This window comes from Rhizobium mesoamericanum STM3625 (assembly GCF_000312665.1).
In the GTDB taxonomy this organism is placed as follows: Bacteria; Pseudomonadota; Alphaproteobacteria; order Rhizobiales; family Rhizobiaceae; genus Rhizobium; species Rhizobium mesoamericanum.
The window spans coordinates 1,075,758-1,094,314 of record NZ_HF536773.1; the positions used below are offsets into that span (position 1 = coordinate 1,075,758).

Annotated in this window: 19 protein-coding genes; 11 read left to right on the plus strand and 8 right to left on the minus strand. The window is 59.2% G+C overall.

Going from position 1 to position 18,557, the window contains the following annotated elements; genetic code table 11:
• Nucleotides 1-293 precede the first annotated feature (293 nt).
• Both BN77_RS25285 and BN77_RS25290 read right to left on the minus strand, forming a co-directional pair.
• A complete protein-coding gene (locus BN77_RS25285; RefSeq protein ID WP_007537480.1) occupies nucleotides 294-878 on the minus strand; it encodes an RES family NAD+ phosphorylase in 585 nt (194 codons plus the stop codon).
• Nucleotides 879-881: 3 nt separating this feature from the next.
• Nucleotides 882-1,598 (minus strand): antitoxin Xre/MbcA/ParS-like domain-containing protein, encoded by a 717-nt coding sequence (locus tag BN77_RS25290; RefSeq protein ID WP_007537482.1) that lies wholly within the window; start codon nucleotides 1,596-1,598, stop codon nucleotides 882-884.
• Nucleotides 1,599-2,199: 601 nt separating this feature from the next.
• On the opposite strand from BN77_RS25290, the gene BN77_RS25295 reads away from it, so the two are divergent.
• The 3 genes from BN77_RS25295 to BN77_RS35715 all read left to right on the plus strand — a co-directional run bounded on the left by BN77_RS25295 (nucleotide 2,200) and on the right by BN77_RS35715 (nucleotide 5,366).
• Nucleotides 2,200-2,976, plus strand: a complete 777-nt coding sequence (locus tag BN77_RS25295) for an SDR family oxidoreductase (protein WP_007537484.1) — start codon at nucleotides 2,200-2,202, stop codon at nucleotides 2,974-2,976.
• Complete coding sequence (gene treZ / locus BN77_RS25300; RefSeq protein ID WP_007537486.1) at nucleotides 2,973-4,760, plus strand: malto-oligosyltrehalose trehalohydrolase; 1,788 nt, start codon at nucleotides 2,973-2,975, stop codon at nucleotides 4,758-4,760. The genes BN77_RS25295 and treZ overlap by 4 nt, the downstream gene beginning before the upstream one ends.
• A gap of 288 nt (nucleotides 4,761-5,048) precedes the next feature.
• Nucleotides 5,049-5,366, plus strand: a complete 318-nt coding sequence (locus BN77_RS35715; protein ID WP_157224514.1) for an ATP-binding protein — start codon at nucleotides 5,049-5,051, stop codon at nucleotides 5,364-5,366.
• Here the strand turns inward: BN77_RS35715 and BN77_RS25305 are convergent.
• Nucleotides 5,294-5,761, minus strand: a complete 468-nt coding sequence (locus tag BN77_RS25305) for a DUF2269 family protein (protein ID WP_007537488.1) — start codon at nucleotides 5,759-5,761, stop codon at nucleotides 5,294-5,296. The two genes, BN77_RS35715 and BN77_RS25305, sit on opposite strands and share 73 nt — an antisense overlap.
• Complete coding sequence (locus tag BN77_RS25310) at nucleotides 5,758-7,044, minus strand: SDR family oxidoreductase (RefSeq protein ID WP_007537490.1); 1,287 nt, start codon at nucleotides 7,042-7,044, stop codon at nucleotides 5,758-5,760. Before BN77_RS25310 ends, BN77_RS25305 begins: the two co-directional genes overlap by 4 nt.
• Nucleotides 7,045-7,618: 574 nt before the next feature.
• On the opposite strand from BN77_RS25310, the gene BN77_RS25315 reads away from it, so the two are divergent.
• Entirely contained in the window at nucleotides 7,619-7,819 is a 201-nt protein-coding gene (locus BN77_RS25315; RefSeq protein WP_007537492.1) for a hypothetical protein, read from the plus strand.
• Nucleotides 7,820-8,215: 396 nt separating this feature from the next.
• Here BN77_RS25315 and BN77_RS25320 read toward each other — a convergent pair whose 3' ends face one another.
• Nucleotides 8,216-8,593, minus strand: coding sequence for a response regulator (locus tag BN77_RS25320; protein WP_007537493.1), 378 nt, complete (start codon nucleotides 8,591-8,593; stop codon nucleotides 8,216-8,218).
• A 111-nt stretch (nucleotides 8,594-8,704) separates the two neighbouring features.
• A complete protein-coding gene (locus BN77_RS25325; protein WP_007537496.1) occupies nucleotides 8,705-9,832 on the minus strand; it encodes a helix-turn-helix domain-containing protein in 1,128 nt (375 codons plus the stop codon).
• Between the two features lie 230 nt (nucleotides 9,833-10,062).
• On the opposite strand from BN77_RS25325, the gene BN77_RS35075 reads away from it, so the two are divergent.
• The 7 genes from BN77_RS35075 (at nucleotide 10,063) to BN77_RS25350 (ending at nucleotide 16,614) form a co-directional block, all read left to right on the plus strand.
• On the plus strand, nucleotides 10,063-11,007 hold the full coding sequence (locus BN77_RS35075; protein ID WP_007537500.1) for a cyanophycin synthetase family protein: 945 nt from the start codon (nucleotides 10,063-10,065) through the stop codon (nucleotides 11,005-11,007).
• Between the two features lie 33 nt (nucleotides 11,008-11,040).
• Nucleotides 11,041-11,712, plus strand: a complete 672-nt coding sequence (locus BN77_RS35720) for a Mur ligase family protein (protein WP_007537502.1) — start codon at nucleotides 11,041-11,043, stop codon at nucleotides 11,710-11,712.
• An 18-nt stretch (nucleotides 11,713-11,730) separates the two neighbouring features.
• Complete coding sequence (locus BN77_RS35725) at nucleotides 11,731-12,843, plus strand: glutamate ligase domain-containing protein (RefSeq protein ID WP_007537504.1); 1,113 nt, start codon at nucleotides 11,731-11,733, stop codon at nucleotides 12,841-12,843.
• On the plus strand, nucleotides 12,843-13,712 hold the full coding sequence (locus tag BN77_RS25335) for an isoaspartyl peptidase/L-asparaginase family protein (protein ID WP_007537506.1): 870 nt from the start codon (nucleotides 12,843-12,845) through the stop codon (nucleotides 13,710-13,712). The genes BN77_RS35725 and BN77_RS25335 overlap by 1 nt, the downstream gene beginning before the upstream one ends.
• Nucleotides 13,705-14,535: a cyanophycinase gene (locus tag BN77_RS25340; RefSeq protein WP_007537508.1), complete on the plus strand. Its 831-nt coding sequence runs from the start codon at nucleotides 13,705-13,707 to the stop codon at nucleotides 14,533-14,535. The genes BN77_RS25335 and BN77_RS25340 overlap by 8 nt, the downstream gene beginning before the upstream one ends.
• Before the next feature lie 373 nt (nucleotides 14,536-14,908).
• Nucleotides 14,909-15,979 carry a nucleotidyltransferase family protein gene (locus BN77_RS25345; protein ID WP_040678782.1) on the plus strand — a complete coding sequence of 357 codons (1,071 nt, stop codon included), beginning with the start codon at nucleotides 14,909-14,911 and terminating at the stop codon, nucleotides 15,977-15,979.
• 392 nt (nucleotides 15,980-16,371) lie between these two features.
• Nucleotides 16,372-16,614 carry a hypothetical protein gene (locus BN77_RS25350; RefSeq protein ID WP_007537516.1) on the plus strand — a complete coding sequence of 81 codons (243 nt, stop codon included), beginning with the start codon at nucleotides 16,372-16,374 and terminating at the stop codon, nucleotides 16,612-16,614.
• Nucleotides 16,615-16,797: 183 nt separating this feature from the next.
• On the opposite strand, the gene BN77_RS25355 is transcribed toward BN77_RS25350, so the two are convergent.
• Entirely contained in the window at nucleotides 16,798-17,841 is a 1,044-nt protein-coding gene (locus BN77_RS25355; RefSeq protein ID WP_007537518.1) for an S-adenosylmethionine:tRNA ribosyltransferase-isomerase, read from the minus strand.
• The gene (locus BN77_RS25360) at nucleotides 17,838-18,557 is read right to left on the minus strand and encodes an SDR family NAD(P)-dependent oxidoreductase (protein ID WP_007537520.1); all 720 of its coding nucleotides are present in this window, start codon (nucleotides 18,555-18,557) and stop codon (nucleotides 17,838-17,840) included. The genes BN77_RS25355 and BN77_RS25360 overlap by 4 nt, the downstream gene beginning before the upstream one ends.

Consider the following 18,557-nt stretch of genomic DNA (forward strand, 5'->3'; position numbering starts at 1 on the left):
GAATGCTGAATGAGCAACTACGCGGCTCCCTCGGGCGCGCGACCATTGTCCCTACGCCTTGATGGGAGCAGAACCTGAGGCCTCGAAGTCTGGGCAGTTGAAGGGATGAACAGACGACCCGGTTATTCCGGACTCCCTCTCAACGTTAATTTTGGCAAGTCAAAGATGGGCCGGCGGCCTTCATCGCGAATTGCGAGATCGTCGAGACTTTCGGACCGAAGCGATAAGGCGCCTTGCACGAACCACAACGCAAAACGACTTGCGAAAATCGACTAAGGCCAAAGTCTACCGCGCTATCGTCCGGCCCGGATCGATACGCCGAGCGACTGTAAGGCGGGGACGAGATCCGCCTGTCTCACAAGTTCCACGGCTGGAGAAGCGGTCAGCTTCACCCCGACAGCGCGATCATAGACCGCAACGCATGCCGCCGCCGTGAGGCGCGAAGAGTAAAGCAAGCCGTCGACGGCGAAGGAGCCATAGACGACTTCGCTTAGCTCCCGTCCCTCGCGATGCTCCTTCGCCCGAGCCGCATCCGTACTGACTCCTAACTTCAGCAGCCCGGTCGTGCGCAGGTCGAGAACGACAAGCGGATCGGTCGCCGTCACCTCGGCTACCGCCCAGTCTTCGATTTCGCTCTCGTCCAGTACACGTTCCTGCGTCCCCTCAAAGCGGTCACGAACAATGGTCTCCGCGATGGCAGTAGCCAAATCGCTCGCAATGTAGAGGAGCTTGAACGCCCGGCTCGGGCTGGAAAACCTGGTATTCCCGACGCCCATGCCAAGCGGCGTCGCCCTGTGCGCGACCGGCATGACACGGAGATATGACTGCGGCTGAAACGCGAGCGCGAGATCGGCAACGGTCCTGGAATCGAGCTTCACGGTTCAGCGGAAATCCCGCGCAGCGGCATCCACAACCTCGTCAACATAGCCTTTCTTGAGCCTGTCGAGCGGCGCTCCTCCGATGCTTGGCTTCGTCTGGATCAACCACTGCCAGGCAACGCGCGGATTGGGAATGATCTTCCTGATCCGCGACATGCCCTCCACAGGTCGACCATCAACAAACTGAGCCAGGGGAAAGACATGTTTCCGCTCGCCCTTGAGCAGACCGATCGCCGCCCCGCGTTTCTGCCAATCGTGCAGTGTCGATCGCTTCGTGCCAAACATCTTCTCTATGTCGCCGGGACCCGCAACAGGTCCCGCCCAGTCCTCAATCCGAGCCGGTGTTGCAAACTCGGCAAGTCGGCGACGTCCCTCTTCGATGCCCAAGGATTGCCCGAGGCCCGTCCCGGTGCTGACCTCCAAGGGCTTTCCGACCGGAACCTCCTCGAGATTGCGACGGGATTTTTCCGCCAAGCTAGCCACAACCGCCTCCACAGCCTGGGCCAGTTCCTTTTCGTCGGCGGCAATCCGTCGCTGCTGTTCAGCGGACAGCCGGGCGGTTGCGGCCGAGATCGCCGCCATGACCTTGCCTGTTGCTGCAAGGGCTGCTTTGGAGAGACGAGGATTGTGCCGCGCCAGGACCTTAAGGACGTCGGCGACGACAGCCTTGTCGACCTCAATCCCACCGTTGTGCTGCGACTTTCGAGCGGTAGCGACCATGTTCGCCTCCTTCATCTATACGGCAAAGATAGTAGAGATTGTCCGGTTTGTCCAGATTGTTGGCGATATCGAATGTGGGGGCGGCCATTTAGTTTGGCTAGGCCCAACACGCTGAATATCCATGATAAAGGGCGCCATCATAGTTATGGAGGTTCGCACTGGCATCGCCCGGGCCCTCACGCGACGTTACCAATTACCGACACGTCCGACAGGCCGCGACCACTCTGAGCGATGGTGGAATCCCTTGGTCGGTCGTTAAGGCCGTCGGTGATCTTTGTCATAAGGATACTCCTTTCAAACCTAACGACGGCCACGAGAGATCGTACAGCGAATCGCGAAAAAACTGCCGGAAAGCGAATCTGAAAAAGCTGCGATGTCGACGATCTTCAGCCTCTGAAACGATACACGGACCATGACATGATGGATTCGCACTCGCACAGAACGCAGGTTCTCGGCCTTCCGCTGAAAGCGTGGTGGAATTCGACCTGCAGATTTCAATCTCGGATAACTGCACATCCCCAAATTGTCCGATGCCGTACTGCATCAAATATCTATGCCGCGCGTTCATTCGAGCATCAACGGCTCTAAGCGTGGAGGCACGATGAGCGATCGCGTAGCACTGGTAACAGGGGCAGGATCCGGAATTGGTGAAGCCTCGGCAAAAACTCTCGCCAAGGACGGTTATGCAATCGGGGCTCTGGGCCACAGCCAAGATGAACTGGAAGAGACCGTCCGCGAGATCGAAGCAGCCGGCGGAGCGGCGAACGCCCTAGTTGCCGATGTCTCTGATGAGGAACAAATGGCCTCCGCCGTTTCTTCACTGATTGGTCGTTTCGGCCGTCTGGACGTCGTGGTCGCCAACGCGGGCATCAACGGAGTTTGGGCACCTATTAACGACATAACGCTTCTGGAGTGGACAAGAACTATATCGGTCAATCTTACCGGGACGTTCTTAACGATCCGCGCGACCGTACCGCTCCTCAAGGCGTCGGGAGGCGGTTCGATCATCGTAGTCTCCTCAATAAACGGCACCAGGACATTCACCACGCCAGGCGCGACGGCTTATACCGCCACTAAGGCCGCTCAGGTCGCCATGGTGCAGCAACTTTCGCTGGAACTTGCCCGTCACCACATTCGGATCAATGCCGTGTGTCCCGGTGAAATTGAGACGAACATCGACGCTAATACCGTTATTCGCGGCAAAAACCAGACTGCCATCCCCGTTATCTGGCCCGAGGGACAAGTCCCGATTACCGGAGGCAGCCCAGGTCGTAGTGAAGATGTTGCTGATGTGATTGCGTTCCTGGCGTCGGAGAAATCCCGGCACATAACGGGTTCACCTATCTGGGTAGACGGTGGGCAGGGCCTTCTAAGATGAGTGAGGAAGGAAACCAAGCAATCTTCCACAGAAACCATAGATGGGGCCCCGTTCTCCTCCCGGATGGGAAGACGCGTTTTGAACTGTGGGCTCCTGTAGAGCAGATGGTAAAGCTGAAAATCGGGCAAACAAACAATCCGATGACGAAATTAAACGATGGCTGGCACGTCATCGACATCGCGGCGGGTCCTGGCATACCTTATCAATTCGTGTTGTCCGACGGCCGGCAGGTCTGCGATCCAGCCTCGCGGCTGCAGCTCGGCGACTTGGATGGACCATCAGTCTTGACCGATAGCAACAGCTACACGTGGCTGAACCCAGGATGGCGCGGCCGTCCCTGGGAGCAGGCGGTCATCTACGAAATCCACATCGGAGCCTTCACTAGGGAAGGCACCTACAGCGCGGCTATAGCGAAGCTTCCGATTCTGGTCGACCTGGGCATAACTGCACTTGAGATTATGCCGCTTGCGCACTTTCCAGGAACCCGTGGCTGGGGCTACGACGGTGTCCTTCAGTTCGCGCCACACAATGCTTACGGCACTCCGGACGACTTGAAGGCACTCATCGATGCTGCTCACGGCCATGGGATGATGGTCTTCCTCGACGTGGTCTACAATCACTTCGGACCGCAGGGGAACTATCTCGGCAAATACGCTCCGGACTTCTTCAGATCCGACAGCCCTACGCCTTGGGGCGCGGCGATAGCTTACGAGAGGCCGGAGGTGCGAGCGTTCTTTATCCAGAATGCCCTTTACTGGCTTGGCGAATTTCGACTAGACGGCCTTCGGTTGGACGCGATCGATCAGATCAAAGATAGCAGCGAGGTACATGTGCTGGAGGAGATCGCAAATTGCGTCAGAGATGAGATCAACGGCCGCCATGTACATCTGATCACCGAGAATCCCACGAATGGCACTGACTTGATGGCTGACGCGCCGGGAGGACGCCACTACAAGGCGGACTGGAATGATGATTTCCATCACTCGGTTCATGTAGCGGTGACTGGTGAATCGAGCGGCCACTACGAGCCATTCAAGGACGATCCATGGAGGAAAATCAAGCAGACCATGGCGAGCGGCTACCTTAAACCGGGCAAACCCGTGCTCGGCGACGCCCCGCCCCCCACGGATGCACTGCCGCCAACTGCCTTCATCCATTTTCTGCAAAATCACGATCAAATTGGCAACCGCGCTCTTGGTGATCGCCTCCCAATTGGCATAAACGGCAAGCTCTACCGCGCCCTCACGGAAATACTCCTGCTTTCTCCCCAAATACCGCTGTTGTTCATGGGGGATGAGCACCTCTCGGCGAAGCCTTTCCATTTCTTCGCGGACTATCACGGTGAGATCGCTGAGGCCATGCGCCAGAACCGTCCCGCGGAAGCCGCGAATTTCGGCGGTATTCCTGCTGGAAAGACTGAGGCAGATATTCCCGACCCAAATAGCTGGGATACTTTGTTGAGGAGCAAACTTGATTGGCACGATTCGGAGTCAATCGGCGGCCTGGCGTGGGCAGAGCACATCCGCCACCTTCTCAAGGTCCGCAGCAACCACATCATTCCGATGTTGGCGGACGCAAAAGGGTATTCAGGTACCGTAATCGGCGCACCAGAGAAGTGCCTCTTCATCGACTGGAAGCTGGGAAGCGGAACGCTGAAGATAAGGGCAAACTTATCAGACGAGGACGTACAGCTTGGCAACGATCCAGGTGATGCCGTTTATGTGGCGGACCTTTTTTTCGACGGAGTGCTGAGACCGTTCGTGGTTGCAGTCTTTGTCACCTGACTCACCGACCTCGCATTGTGCGACGGCCCACGAGAACGCATCCATCATGAAGTGCGTATTCCGACGAAGCCGGCCATCGATTCCGATTTGACCGGCCAGTCATTCCGATTTGATTCCAGCCTCCGGTTTGGTGATCCTTAAACTGATCCTAAATGCGGTCGAGGCTTTGAGCGGCCTCGACAAGGGAGACGCGGGAGGTGCTGGTCAGCACCAAGGCGGATGCGAACCGGCGGCGTGCTCGTCAGCCGTTCGAGGCCTTCTACACGACGAAAGCCCGAGGGCCTGGGCATGGGCCTGTCCATCTACCGGTCGATCATCGAGGCGCATGGGGGAAGGTTGTGGGGTTCCCTGAATGAACTTCCAGGTGCCGTCTTTCAGTTCACCCTTCCGTTAGAACTGAACGAGGCCGTTGCCGCCGAGCGCGCCGATCCGCGGTTGAGGCTTCTGCATAAGCTTTCTCAATTGTCGGGAGGAATATTTGAACTGCATCTCACGTCGATTGCGATGCTGAGCCTTCAGCAAATGGCCCCTGATCATCCGACCGGGCGCGTGATCATCAGCCAGATAATTCCCAGCACCGCAGCGAAAGCCGGAAAGCCGAAATAGAACCAGGTCCAAAACAGCCGATGGTATCGCGCCGGCAGCGGTTGGCCAGTCGCCGCTGCTTTACTTGCAATGTTGCGCATCTCCATCTGCATCCAAACGACCGGCAGCCAGAACACGCCCGTCACAAGATAGAGAACGATCGACCAGAAGATCCACCGATCCCAGAGGGAGTAGCCGACATTCCAGGCGAGCGCGATGCCGGTGACCGGCTGTGCGATTACAGCCGTTGTGGTGAACACGAAATCCGCAATGACCACAATCCGCGCGACGGCGGCCACGCTCGTGGCATTGCCGGTGCGATGCGCGATCAGCATGAAGAAAGCGATGCCCGCGCCGGTGCCGAGAAGAACGGTGGCGCCGATGATATGCAGGAACTTGAGCACGAAATAGATCATCGCTCCTCCAAAATCGCGAGAGCAACGAGGTGCAGCACGAGGATTGGCCATATCTTTGTCAGCGGCCCGAGCGGCTCACTCCACAGCTCCGGCAATATTGCCGCGCCGGCCGCGGCATAGAAGAGCGACAGAAAGACAGCTGCAAAGAGGCCCCATCGTGCAATGCGGCGCCAAGCGATGGCGCATCCGATTACGATGTCGGTAAAAGCCCCAGCGATCACGCTGGGTGTTGCCAAGACTCCTGCGCCGCCCGCCAGCATCAGTTCGACACCCTTCTCGAAACCTGATGTCAGTGAAATTATCCCGGTCGATATCCAGAAGAGTGGCAGCAGCACAAAAATGATCGGTTTTAGGAAGTAGAGTTTGGCAAACCATCGCTCCTGAACCGAAACGGGGCGACGCGCCAAAGCCTCACCCAATGATAACGGCCGGATTCCCGTAGCGGCAATCCAATCCGTTGGATCACCCACCGCACCGCGAGCGATTTCCCTTGCGGCAGTGCTTCGAACCGGCGGCCGCCATCCCAACACGCCCGCAGTGTCGCCGAGCCAATAGAGAAGGCTCGCAAGCGGGCGGGGCAGCAAATAGCGTTTTGCGGGAGGCCAGCCAAGCCACCTTCGGTATCGCTCTACGATCTCATGGAACTCAAGCTGTTGCGGCCCGACGATTTCGAGCGAGAGTTTCGATGGGGCGGTTTTGTCGACAAGGCGAAGCACGGTTTCTGCGACGTCCTCCAGCTGCACCACCTGAAGTTTCCCCGTGGACGGCATCAATGGCAGAAGCGGCAGCGCGGCAAGCCCCCGAAACAGTGCACTGGAGCCGAAGGCCGCGTCGCCAAGGATCACCGCGGGACGCAGTATTATCCAGCCGAGATCGGTTTCCATCAATGCCATGTCGCCGTCAAGCTTGGTGCGCGAGAACGCCGACGGCTGCTGCCGATCCACCCCGGTCGCCGACAAATGAACAATGCGACGCACACCAGATTGCTCGCATGCACGGAACAACGCTCGTGGGCCGCGCGAGTGGACGCCCGCCATGTTGTGACCCATTCCGTCCTGCAGCGCGCCCGAACAGTTGACGACTGCATCTATGCCTTCGAGATGACGCAGCCAGTCGGCGGGATCAACCGCGCCTGCCACGTCGACTTCGACCCAAGCGCCGGGGTCAGCCGCCGGCCGTTTTCCGGGACGAACCGCGCGCATGACATCATGTCCACTTGTCGCCAGCCGGGCGCAGACCGCGCTGCCAACCAGTCCTGTTGCGCCGATGACTAAAATCTTCATACTTTCAGCCTGCGCGAACAAAAGCTCCGAACTTCTGCGCGCGCCATTCGTTCCGGAGCACAGCCCGGCCGTACCCAAGCCGTTCAACGAGCCTGTCCGCGACAGCTGTCAAGCCTTTCCCGCTCCTATCTGCCGCTGCGTATGCCGGTAAAAGGTGGGGACGCCGAAGGGCCAGCTTGACCGCACGGTCCACAGAGCCGCTTACGAGGAATCGATTTGCGCTCCACTTTCCCGGTTGATGAGAAACGCCCGCTCGATGCCGTCACCGCCCGATCGCAAAGCATTGCATGATGATGGTGGTGTTAGTAACCAGTCGATACCGCATCCGGCGGATTTGCCACACCCTGATGGCCGACTTAGAAATCCTAGTTCGTTGACGTGCTCCCGATATCGAGAACCCGACTTTGATGGTCGCAGTGAGTTCCGGCGACGGGCTGAGCTGTCAAACGGTTTGCCGAATCAAATGCGATACTGCTCCATCCCGTGCGGTATCGCACAGAAACCAAGGCAGTTCCCGCGTTGTTATTGATCAACGGTTTCCGTGTCGGGCGTGCATCCGCGAAGGAGCAGGACAATGGATACAGCAACGCAGTGGGCACTTTTTCTTGGCGCACTGACATTGGCGAGTTGGATGGCAGGTGGGCTGGCGGCCGTTCTTGGAAACATGGAGTTCAGCCAGCAATGGCAAAGGGTGGCAGATTATCTGACATTCGGATTGAGTGCTGCCGGATTTATCTCGGCACTCGCCATGGCTGTGATCCTGGTAATGCTTTGACGGCAGGGTGGCCACAGGTCGGGGAAGCGCGGCGGTCCGCGCGCAGACCGCTGCCTGCTGCCAGCTCCAGGGTTTCGCGATGAGAGCTTCGGCTATCGCTCCAGACCGCATGAATTTAGAGGCTGGCGGCTGAGGATTGACAGGAGGGCGATGCGATCCTGACCATGGAGGCGAACCCCACCGTATGAGATGGCTATAGTGGCACGGGAGCGACGTGTTCAGCCTCGCTGCCCAGGCGCCGCGGACTGCGACGCCGAAACATGCTTTGCATTCGGGCACATTGACGAGAGAGGCGGCCTCAGCGCGCCGCATCCATGCGAGCGTGCATTCCTCCGGAAACGCTTTTTACTACCAAGTGCCTCAAGGAGATGAACTTCGACGAACGCGGGTATACTTTCAATCAGGACGGCATAGCGACAGGGCGACTGCAACCCTTTCCAACTCGATCGGTTTCACACAGAGCGCAAACCTTTTGTACTTACCCGGCATGGAGGACGGATCGTAGCCGGTCGCAAAGACAAAACTGATCCCTCGCTCCTCCAGTTCATCGGCAACAGCGAAGGCGAGTTCGTCACCGAGGTAGACATCGATGATTGCCGCATCGATGTGTTCACGAGCAATAAGGTCGAGCGCGCGGCTGACTTTCGCCGCTGGACCTACAACGGTTGCACCGAGGTCTTGAAGCCTCCGTCGTGTCTCGTCGGCAAGAAAATATTCGTCTTCGACGATCAGGACACGCATTCCCGAGAAAAGATTTTGATTGTTTTTTTCCACTGGGGCTTTCTCCGAAGAACACAGGTGACAGCTGTCTACCCGACTGACGCCTTCGCGTTTCGAACCCTCGCTTAAGACAAAAGTTGCACGATGGGTGCAACCTCTTACTGATTATTCACGCTCGACTTTCTTGCCGAGTTCCTCGGTACTTCTTGCGGGAAACCCCATCAAGCGCTCATACTCCATCTCCGGAATACCATAAGAACCGTTGGCTTTCAGCATAAGGCCGTCCCGATCCACGACGATCACCTTTCCACGTACCGACCGGATAAGCTTCTCACCTTCCAGGAAGGGAAGCGCGGTTGTTACTCCCGCACGCCGGACACCGAGCATGGCAGACAGTTGGTCCTGGGTGAGCTGCAGCACATGGCCGTCTGACCGATCGTCAAGCATGAGCAGCAAGCGGGCAAGTCTCTGCTCGATCGTATAGAGGCTGCTGGCAAGGGCGGTATAGCTAATCTGAATTGCGAACGATCTGGAAAACGACGACAAAAGAGAACGCAACTGAGGTGCCCTGTGCGTGAGACGGAGAAAACTGTCGACGTCGATGCACTGAGCGGTCCCTTCGATCTGCACCATGAGCTTGTAGGGAGTGCTCCAATCACCTTCCAACAGCCCGGTGCCAGTTACCCCTTCGTGCCCGATGAGGCCAACCTCCACCTGTGAGCCGCCCAGGGAGGAAGCGATCACCGATACGACACCGGTTTCGATAAAGAAAATCGTCCTTATTTCTTCGAACTGCTGCTCGAGGACCTCACCTTTGTTGAGCTGAACCGGTTTCAGAAATGGCCGGATAAAACCATGTTCACGGATCGAGAGCGCGGAAAGAACGAGGTTCTTTTGTGCGCGCGATACCTTTTTAACCGAACTTCGGCAGGCTGTAAGGGCACCGTAGATGGCCTTCTTGTCAAACGGCTTCTCAACGAAGATCTGATCTGCAAAGCGGGGCGGAACAACGTCGCGGCTGTAGCCGGTCGCAAAATAGAACGGGATGTTGCGCTTCAAGAGCTCGTCCGCAACGGGAAACACCATCACTCCCCCCAGATTGATATCCAGAATGGCAGCGTCAATACGCGAAGACCCTTCGATATGGGCCAGCGCTCGTTCGACGCTGGGTGCCGGACCAATAGTGTTGACTCCGATCTCCGCCAGCTTCGATGCGAGATCGCTGGCCAAAGCAAACTCGTCCTCAACGACAAGGACGACCTTTCCTTCGAGCTCGCCAAGAGCGGTCGTCATAGAAGATCTGCCTCCCGGGCATAATAATTTTAGACAACCAACGCACATACTGATGAGCCTGTTCCGCAGCCTCCGTCGGATGAGTTGCGGCACCCGGATAGAAGCCAACCAAGCGCATCGGCACGAAGCACCGTCCGCTTCAACAGTGCGGTTCCGTGCTATCTCGGAACCGGAATGTGAGAATGCGGTTGTCATGGATCAAAGTTCCATCAAAATCGCGGAGGAGCAGCATGAAATCCCACAACACCGTCAGGAACGAGCGGGCGGTGGGACCCATGGATGTGCGCGAGGCGACCATCTATCGCGGACCGCACCTTTACAGCCAAACACCAATGATCCGGATCCAGCTGGACCTGGGAACGCTGGAGCAGTATCCGACGAACCGCCTTCCAGGCTTTGCGGAAAAGCTGACGAGGCTGCTTCCCAGGCTCGACCGACACGGCTGCTGCTACGGCGAAGCCGGTGGTTTTCTCCGCCGCATGGCGGAAGGAACCTGGCTTGGGCACGTGGCCGAGCATGTCGCCCTCGAATTGCAGAACATGGTGGGGGCCGACGTTGCCAGGGGAAAAACTCGTTCGGTGGCGGGCGAGAAGGGCGTTTACAACGTTATGTACGCCTATCAGGACGAGGAGGTTGGCCTATTGGCCGGGCGGTTTGCGCTGGAACTGGTGGGTAGTCTGCTGCCGCCAGAGCTGCATGGAGTGTCAAACCTCGAGAAAATTGCGGTTTCTTCACTCGACGCGTTCGACCTTGCCGGTGGGCTCGACGTTCTGCGATCGCTTCATCGGGACCGGGCGTTCGGCCCAACCACGGCATCTCTGATCAAGGAGGCTGAGGCGCGTGGCATTCCCTGGCGTCGACTCGACTCAAGCAGCCTAGTGCAACTGGGCTACGGCAAGCATCTCCGGCGCATCAGGGCTGGCTGCAGTACGCTCACCTCGGAAATAGCCGCTGAAATTGCCAGCGACAAGGATCTGACATGCAAGCTGCTGCATGAGGCGGGGCTTCCCGTTCCACGCAGTTTCATTGTCGAAGACGTCCCGGACGCAGTGCGCGCCGCAAGGCGCCTTCGTTTTCCCGTCGTCACTAAGCCGGTCGATGGCAACCATGGTCGCGGCGTCAATATTGGCCTGGTGAGCGATGAGGAGGTGACGTGGGGTTTCCTACAAGCGTAGGCGCATAGTCCATCGGTCCTTATCGAGCAGCAATTGACCGGCGCGGACCACCGCATTCTGGTCGTGGGCGGAAAACTCGTCGCCGCGGCGAAGCGAGTTCCCGCACAAGTCACCGGCGACGGACGATCGACGATCCGGGAACTGATTGAACAGGTGAACCGGGATCCACGTCGCGGCGAAGGGCACGAAGCAGCGCTGACCAAGATCGTGGTGGATGACTGCCTGCTGCATTTCATCGCGCGATCGGATCTCAGCCTTTCAAGCGTGCCTGCCAGGAACGAGCCGGTGGTGCTGCTGCCAACAGCCAATCTTTCGACCGGCGGCATTGCAGTCGACTGCACCGACCTGGTTCACCCCGACAACGCACTGATTGCCTGCCGGGCGGCACAGATCGTCGGTCTCGACATTGCTGGCATCGATTTTATCGCGCCGGACATTGGCCGGTCTGTCCTCGAAACAGGTGGTGGCATTATTGAGGTCAACGCCGGGCCCGGTTTCCGCATGCATCTTTATCCCTCCCAGGGACGGACCCGTAACGTCGCGAAGCCGGTTCTCGACCTTCTTTATCCGCAGGGAACGCCCTCGAGCGTTCCGGTATTCGCCGTTACGGGCACGAATGGCAAGACGACCACTGCCCTGATGCTTGCTCATATTCTCTCGGCCGATGGCCAGAAGGTGGGGCTGACCACGAGCACCGGCATATAGATAGACGGCCGGCGGATCATGAGCGGGGACTGCACCGGGCCCAAAAGCGCCCGAGTGGTCCTTGCCGAGCCGACCATCGACGTGGCGGTGCTCGAAACGGCCCGGGGCGGCATCCTTCGTGAGGGCCTGGCCTTCGAGCATTGCGACGTCGGTTGCGTGACGAACGTGGCGAGCGATCATCTCGGTCTGAAGGGCATTGCGACCGTTGAGGATCTCGCTGCTGTAAAGTCCATCGTGGTCGAGTCGGTCAGGCGGGGTGGATGGAGCATTCTCAACGCCGACAACATACATACGGCTGCAATGCGCGAGGAAGCAGGCGGTCAGCTGTGCTACTTCACGACACAGCCGCAGGACCACTGGCCCGATTTCCTGAAGGATCATGTTCGGGAAGGCGGCAAAGCCGTCGCTTGCGACCTGGCATCCAGGCGGCAGGACATACTGCTTTACGATGGCGGCCAGACGATGCTGGCCGCCACGGCGGGTGAAATTCCGGCGACCCTTGGCGGCCTGGCCGGCTTCAACGTCGAGAACTCGCTTGCGGCGGCGGCGATGGCCTATTGCGCCGGCATCGCGTTGCCGGTGGTCCGCAACGCGCTGAGCACCTTCGGCACCTCGTTCGAGCAGTCTCCCGGCCGCCTGAACATCATCGAACGGCATGGTTTAAGGATCATCGTCGACTATGCCCATAATCCCGACGGTCTGCGCGCACTCGGCGGGCTTGTCGAAAAGCTCAAAGCGGAGCACCGCAGCTGCATCGGCGTGATCGGGATCGCGGGTGATCGGCGTGATGAAGACATCTTGGAAATGGGCAGGCTTTCTGGTGGCGTCTTCGACAAGTTGATCCTGAAGGAAGATGGCGATCCACGTGGCCGGCCCGCCGGTGAGGTGGCCTCTATCCTGATGGAAGGAGCGAGACGTGCGAGTTTCCCGCTTGAGAATATCGAAATCGTCCTGAGCGAAAGACGAGCCGTCGACAAGGCTCTCGCTGTGGCGCTGGAAAATGATCTCGTGGTCGTCACTGCTGACGATGTGGGTAAAGTCTGGCAGCAGGCATCTCGTCAAGTCCGCAGGCGCAAAAAGGGCTTCGTTCCCCCCGAGATGACGATGAAGACCGAGGCGAGGACGTCCTGATGTGGTCGATCATTCTACATGGCGGCGCCAAGACCATTGCTGAAAATGATGCGCCCGCGAACCGTTCCGGCTGCCGACGAGCGTTGGTGGCAGGAGTGGAGATCCTGCGGAACGGCGGAAACAGTGTGGATGCCGTTGAAGCCGCGGTTCGCGTTCTGGAAGATGATCCGACCTTCAATGCCGGCTATGGCAGCGCACGCAATTCCGATGGCGAGGTGGAAATGTGCGCCGCGCTGATGGAAGGAGCGGGCTTTCACGTCGGAGCTGTGGCCGTTGCCAAGGGGCTGCGCAATCCAATCTCTGTCGCCAAGGCGATGCTCTATGAAGAGCCCGTTCTGATTGCCAGCGACGGTGCAAGAGCCTTCGCGACCGAGGCGGGCGAGCTGCTCTGCGACCCCGACGCAATGATAGCTGTGCCCAAACGATCGGCACATGAGGAAAGGGGGCACGATACAGTTGGCTGTCTTGCTCTTGACGGAAGCGGCCGTATTGCGGCAGCCGTCTCCACGGGCGGCCTTGAGGGCGCGCCGCCGGGAAGGGTCGGCGACTCGCCGCAGCCTGGCTGCGGCTTTTACTGCGACGACAATATCGGCGGCGTCGTCTTCTCCGGCGATGGTGAGCAGATCGCGCGAATGATCCTGGCCGCCCGTGTGATGCAGGCGCTGGAGGATCTTTCGCCCGACCAGGCGGTTGAGGCGGCGCTGGCTCATCTGGAGCGCACCGGCGGCGAAGCGGGCGGCATCGTATTGACGCCCGATGGGAAGTTCGGCTGGGCCCATAGCAGCGAAGATTTCGCGGTGGCTTTTGCAAGCAGCGCCCATCCTGATCCCCAGATCTACCTGAGAAAGGGGGAAACGCGCCGTGGCTAAGGAAACGAAGACCGGAAAATCCGGCCGCGGCACCCTGATCATCATTGGCGGGCACGAGGATCACAATGACCACCGGGTCATTCTGAAGGAGGTGGCGAGCCGCATCAAGGACGGCAAGCTCGTGTTGGCAACGGTGGCCTCGCACGAACCCGACGGCTATCTCGAGAAATATCGGTCGTCCTTTGCCGCTCTCGGCGTGCCTGACGTGACAGAACTCTACATCGATGAGCGGGACCAGGCGGCGATGGACGACAAGCTCGAGAGGCTAAGGCAGGTCAAAGCGGTGTTTTTCTCCGGGGGCGACCAGCTGCGCATCACCAGCCTGATCGGGGATACCCCCATCTACCGGCAGATTCACGACATCTTCGCCGACGGAGGGGTCATTGCGGGAACCTCAGCGGGCGCTTCGGCAATGAGTGAGACGATGCTGGTTCGCGGCCGGAATGCCTCCTCCTTCCGCATCGGCGACATCAGCATGGCCACCGGCCTCGGACTTCTCCCGAACGTAATCATCGACCAGCATTTTGCCGAACGCGGGAGGATCGGACGCCTTATCGGCGCTGTTTCGCAGAACCCGCGCGTGCTCGGCATTGGAATCGATGAGGACACAGCGATCGTCGTTCAGGGTCATCAGTTCAGGGTAATAGGCAGTGGAGCCGTCTATCTCGTCGACGGCGGTGATGTCACTCATTCGAACATTGCCGAGGCCTCTACTGAAGAAGCTCTGTCGATCTACGATCTCAGGCTTCACGTGCTGAGTTCTGGCGACACATTCGACCTCGAAACACGTCGACCTGTCCGGGAGCCACATAAGGAAGGCTGATTCCCGTGTGCGCTTCCGCGCCACGCCGGCTGACGTCAGCACAGCGGAGCTATCGCGGTCCTCGACGCCCGCTGCGCCATTGCCTTTGCCCGTCCCTGGCAAATGCATCCGTTAAAGCATGCGGCAGGTCTTCTGGGACCGCTGTTCCGCAAGGCTCAAAACGCGGCGGCGATTGCGCAGTAGTTATAATGTTTCTGCGCGAAAATTATAACTACTGCATTGACACACCCCAGGGAAGGTATAATGTTCTTGCGAAAACATTATAGCTTGGTGGTCCTCTGGAGTAAACGTAAAGCGTTTCAAGAAGCGGCCTCCCCTGGGCCGTGCCGAGGTGGCCAGCCAAAGGGCCGCGGCGCCGAAGGAAAAAATACCGATAATGAAAGAGATCGACCTCGCATACCGAACGATGTTTGCGGAGCTGGCGCAGCGTTCGCTCGATGCGCAGTTCCACGCGGACTTCCCCCTGGAGGGCCGTTTCGTCACCGTCCCCGTTAAGGGTCGCGAGTATTGGTACTTCGATCTACCTACTCCAAACGGCGACAAGCGAAGTTATGTCGGCCCGCACAGCGACGAAGAGATCACGGCGCGGGTGAAAGCCCACAAGGAGATCAAGGACAACATCAGGGAGCGCCGGCGCATGGTTAGCTCGTTGCGCCGTGCTGGTCTCCCCGGCCCGGACCCGTTCGCAGGCGACATCACGAAGGCCCTTGCGGACGCCGGATTGTTCCAACTGCGGGCAGTCCTGATCGGGTCGGTCGGATTCGGCACCTATGCGGGCCTTCTCGGCGTTCGGCTGCCCTCGTCGGCAATGCAAACCGGTGATGCCGATTTTGCCCAGGACTTCGCAATCGCGGCCGGAGTGCAGGACAGTTTACCGCCAGTGCTGGAAATCCTAAGGTCGGTCGACGACAGCTTCCGAGCGGTCCCACATCCATCGGACCAGGCGAAAGTCGTCGCATTCTCGAACAGCAAAGGCTACCGGGTCGAGTTCCTCACGGGAAACCGGGGTTCAGACGACTACACGGGTAAGCCGTCGCTCATGCCCGCCCTGGGCGGCGCGTCGGCGGAAAACCTGCGATTTCTCGACTACCTCATCTACGAGCCTGTTCGCACGGTGCTTCTCCATCGTGAAGGCGTAAACGTCCTTGTCCCGGCTCCCGAGAGATATGCAGTCCATAAGCTCATCGTGGCATCCAGACGGGTCGCAGACGCGCTCGGACGTGCCAAGGCGGACAAAGACCGATCTCAGGCTGCCTTGCTCTTCGAAGCGCTCGTCGAGACACGTCAAGGCGACGTGTTGGCCGATGCCTATGAGGAGGCGTGGCAGAGGGGACCGTCATGGCAGGAAGGGATCACCAGCAGCCTTAGGAGGCTTCCCGATAGCGGCAAAAAGGCACTCGCAAAGGCTCTCGGAATGAACGCGGATCATTTCGACAAGAAGTGAGAAGGCTGACGTTGCAGGCCAGCTTTGCGATCATCTCGGCGCGTCCCGACGGAAGGGTAGCATTTTGACCAGCGGAGTGTTCCATTTGCGAGCTCGCAGGCCAGAAGCCTTTTGGCACTTCATAACGGCGGTTGGACTGGAGCCGAAACCTGGGCGACTGCGGCGCCAGATAAGCGAGCAGGCAATCGCCAAGATCAGAAACGCGCTCGCGACCGCAGTAGCGGAGGCTCTCCTTAAAGGGGTCGACCACTGGTGGCCGAAAGCGATGAATAGGCGCAGCGCTCCACCGGTATTAATGCATGGTCTAGAGTTGTGGGGAAAACTCTCTGTCCCAATTGAAGCGTCGCCTTGCCTCAAGCAAAGATGAGGAAAATCCGAGGAGTCCTCACGAAATGCTGTCTGGATTGGCGACACTTACCATCGCGGATGACGCCTACAGCGAACACGTTGCGTTTGAACTCACCGACCAATCCGGACTGATCTTCGCACGTCAGGAACTTCTGGTGCAAGCAAAGTGCGCCCGGAACGTGCGCTTGTCACTTTTGACCGCCCGATCGGAACATGCCATCCGCATCGGCAATATCGATGCAAGCTGCGCCAATTTTTCGATCCTCCAAGACCTTACGCCCCGCTGATCCAAGCCATTGGTGCGCAAGCGGCGATCGCCCCCCAAAGGCGCTGATCAGAGCGTCTTCGCAACAAGCCCAGCGCGAACGCACGGGTCTCCTCGCTCTTCGGCGGCTTCTTCAGTGGCTTGGCGTCTCATCAGGATAGCCAAGCCTCAAGTAGAGCCTTCGGGTGAAGCACCCGCTCCGATTCTATTCGCGCGATAGAAGCGTGGGTTGGCGATGAAGCAACACGGAATCACCGAATTCGTGCGTGCGATAGCGGCACGCGGTGAGGGTCGCCGAGGCCCTCGCAAGTCGATCATCCTCGGCAAAGGCACGCAGGAGCTCGAAATGGCTTTCCCCAGGCTGGTGGACACCCGTGAGAACCGCATCGACGACGCGAAGCCGCGTGCCTCGGCCGATCCGCCCCGTCGCAACGCCCCCTCCGGCACTCACATTGCCGTCGCAATCGGTGGCCGCCTCAAGCGCGCGCACGACGCTTGTGCCGATCGCGACGATACGGCCACCACGGAGCTTCGCCCGTGCGATCTCGACGGCGGTATGCCTCGGGATGTAGTACGGCTCGTCGAATGGAAGACGCAAGTCGAGCGCTGGATCGCCAGTGGAAGAAACGCCCGCGGCATGCGTGAGAGTTGAAAAACCAACGGCGCGCCGACGCCAGGCTTGCAGCGTGTGCCAGTCGAGTGCGAAGCTTGCCGACGGCGCCTCGAACGCGACCGGCGCGGCAGCTATCTTCGTCCAGACATCCCATAATGGCAATGGTTCGGCAACATGGGCGTATTGGATCGGCCGACCGTGCCGTGCCAGTCCTGCAAACACGGCTGCCCGGTTGCTTAAAAAGCGCAGTTCCAGAAGGCGAGGATGGCCAAGAAGCCGCTCTATCATGGCTTCGAGCGGGCCGAGCCGGAGACGATCGCCCACCGACAGCCCAGGTGGAGGCAGCCGGTCCTCCGTGCGTGTGTGGTGGTCGCCCGAGCCGAAGGCAATCGCCACGAAACGGGCGGGATCCGAAAGTGACAGCCAGCCTGCAAGGCGGATCTCGATGAGCTTGTCACTCGGGAGATGGGTGCCGTGTAGGCTCGCTGGCAAGGTCGCGGCGTCATTGGCGATAACCAGATCGCCGGGATCAAATAAAGTTTCGAACTTAGCGCGCTGCAGGTGACGCATCGAGCCGTCCGCCTCTATGACGAGCAGCCTTGCTGAGTGCCGGTCCAGCCGGTCAGCGGCAATCATACATGGGCCCCGATGGCAAACGCATTAACCAGCAGCCCGTCTAGCATCTTTTCGATAATCTCGGCAGCGGCCAGCTCTGGGGCCTTCAAGTTGGACGGATCGGAATCCGGCAGCGCCAGCGCGTGCAGTGGAGTGTCCATGTCCCCAGGATCAAGCGCCAGGAGCCTTATGCCGTCGGCTTTCGCCTCCTCATCCCAAATCGCTGTGAGATGGGCAAGAGCGGCCTTGCTCGTACCGTAGGCACCCCAACCGGGATAGGGGTTCACCGCCGCATCGCTTGAGATGTTGATCACCAGGGCGCCGCGGCCTGCACGTGCGGACGCTGCAAGTGCGCCGAATAACGCTTTCGTCAACCGGAATGCGCCGACAAGGTTGACGGCGAGCGCCGATTCCATGTCCTCGCAATCGGTATCCGCAAGAAGCGCCAGGGGGACAGGGCCAAGGCTTGACGCATTGTTGATCAGGACGTCGAGCCCGCCGATGCGTGCCGTGATCTGCAACGCGATTGCGTAGATGTCCTCCTTCTTACCGACGTCGCCGACAATGCCGTGCGCCCCGGTTTCGTCAGCGATGCGTTCGACGTTCGCAGTGGTCCGGGCAATGAAAGCAACGCACGCACCCTTTGCTGTAAGCTGTCGCACTAGCGCCAATCCGAGGCCGGACGTGCCGCCGGTGACCGCCACGCGAAGTCCCTTAAGATCGTCATTCGTTCGCAT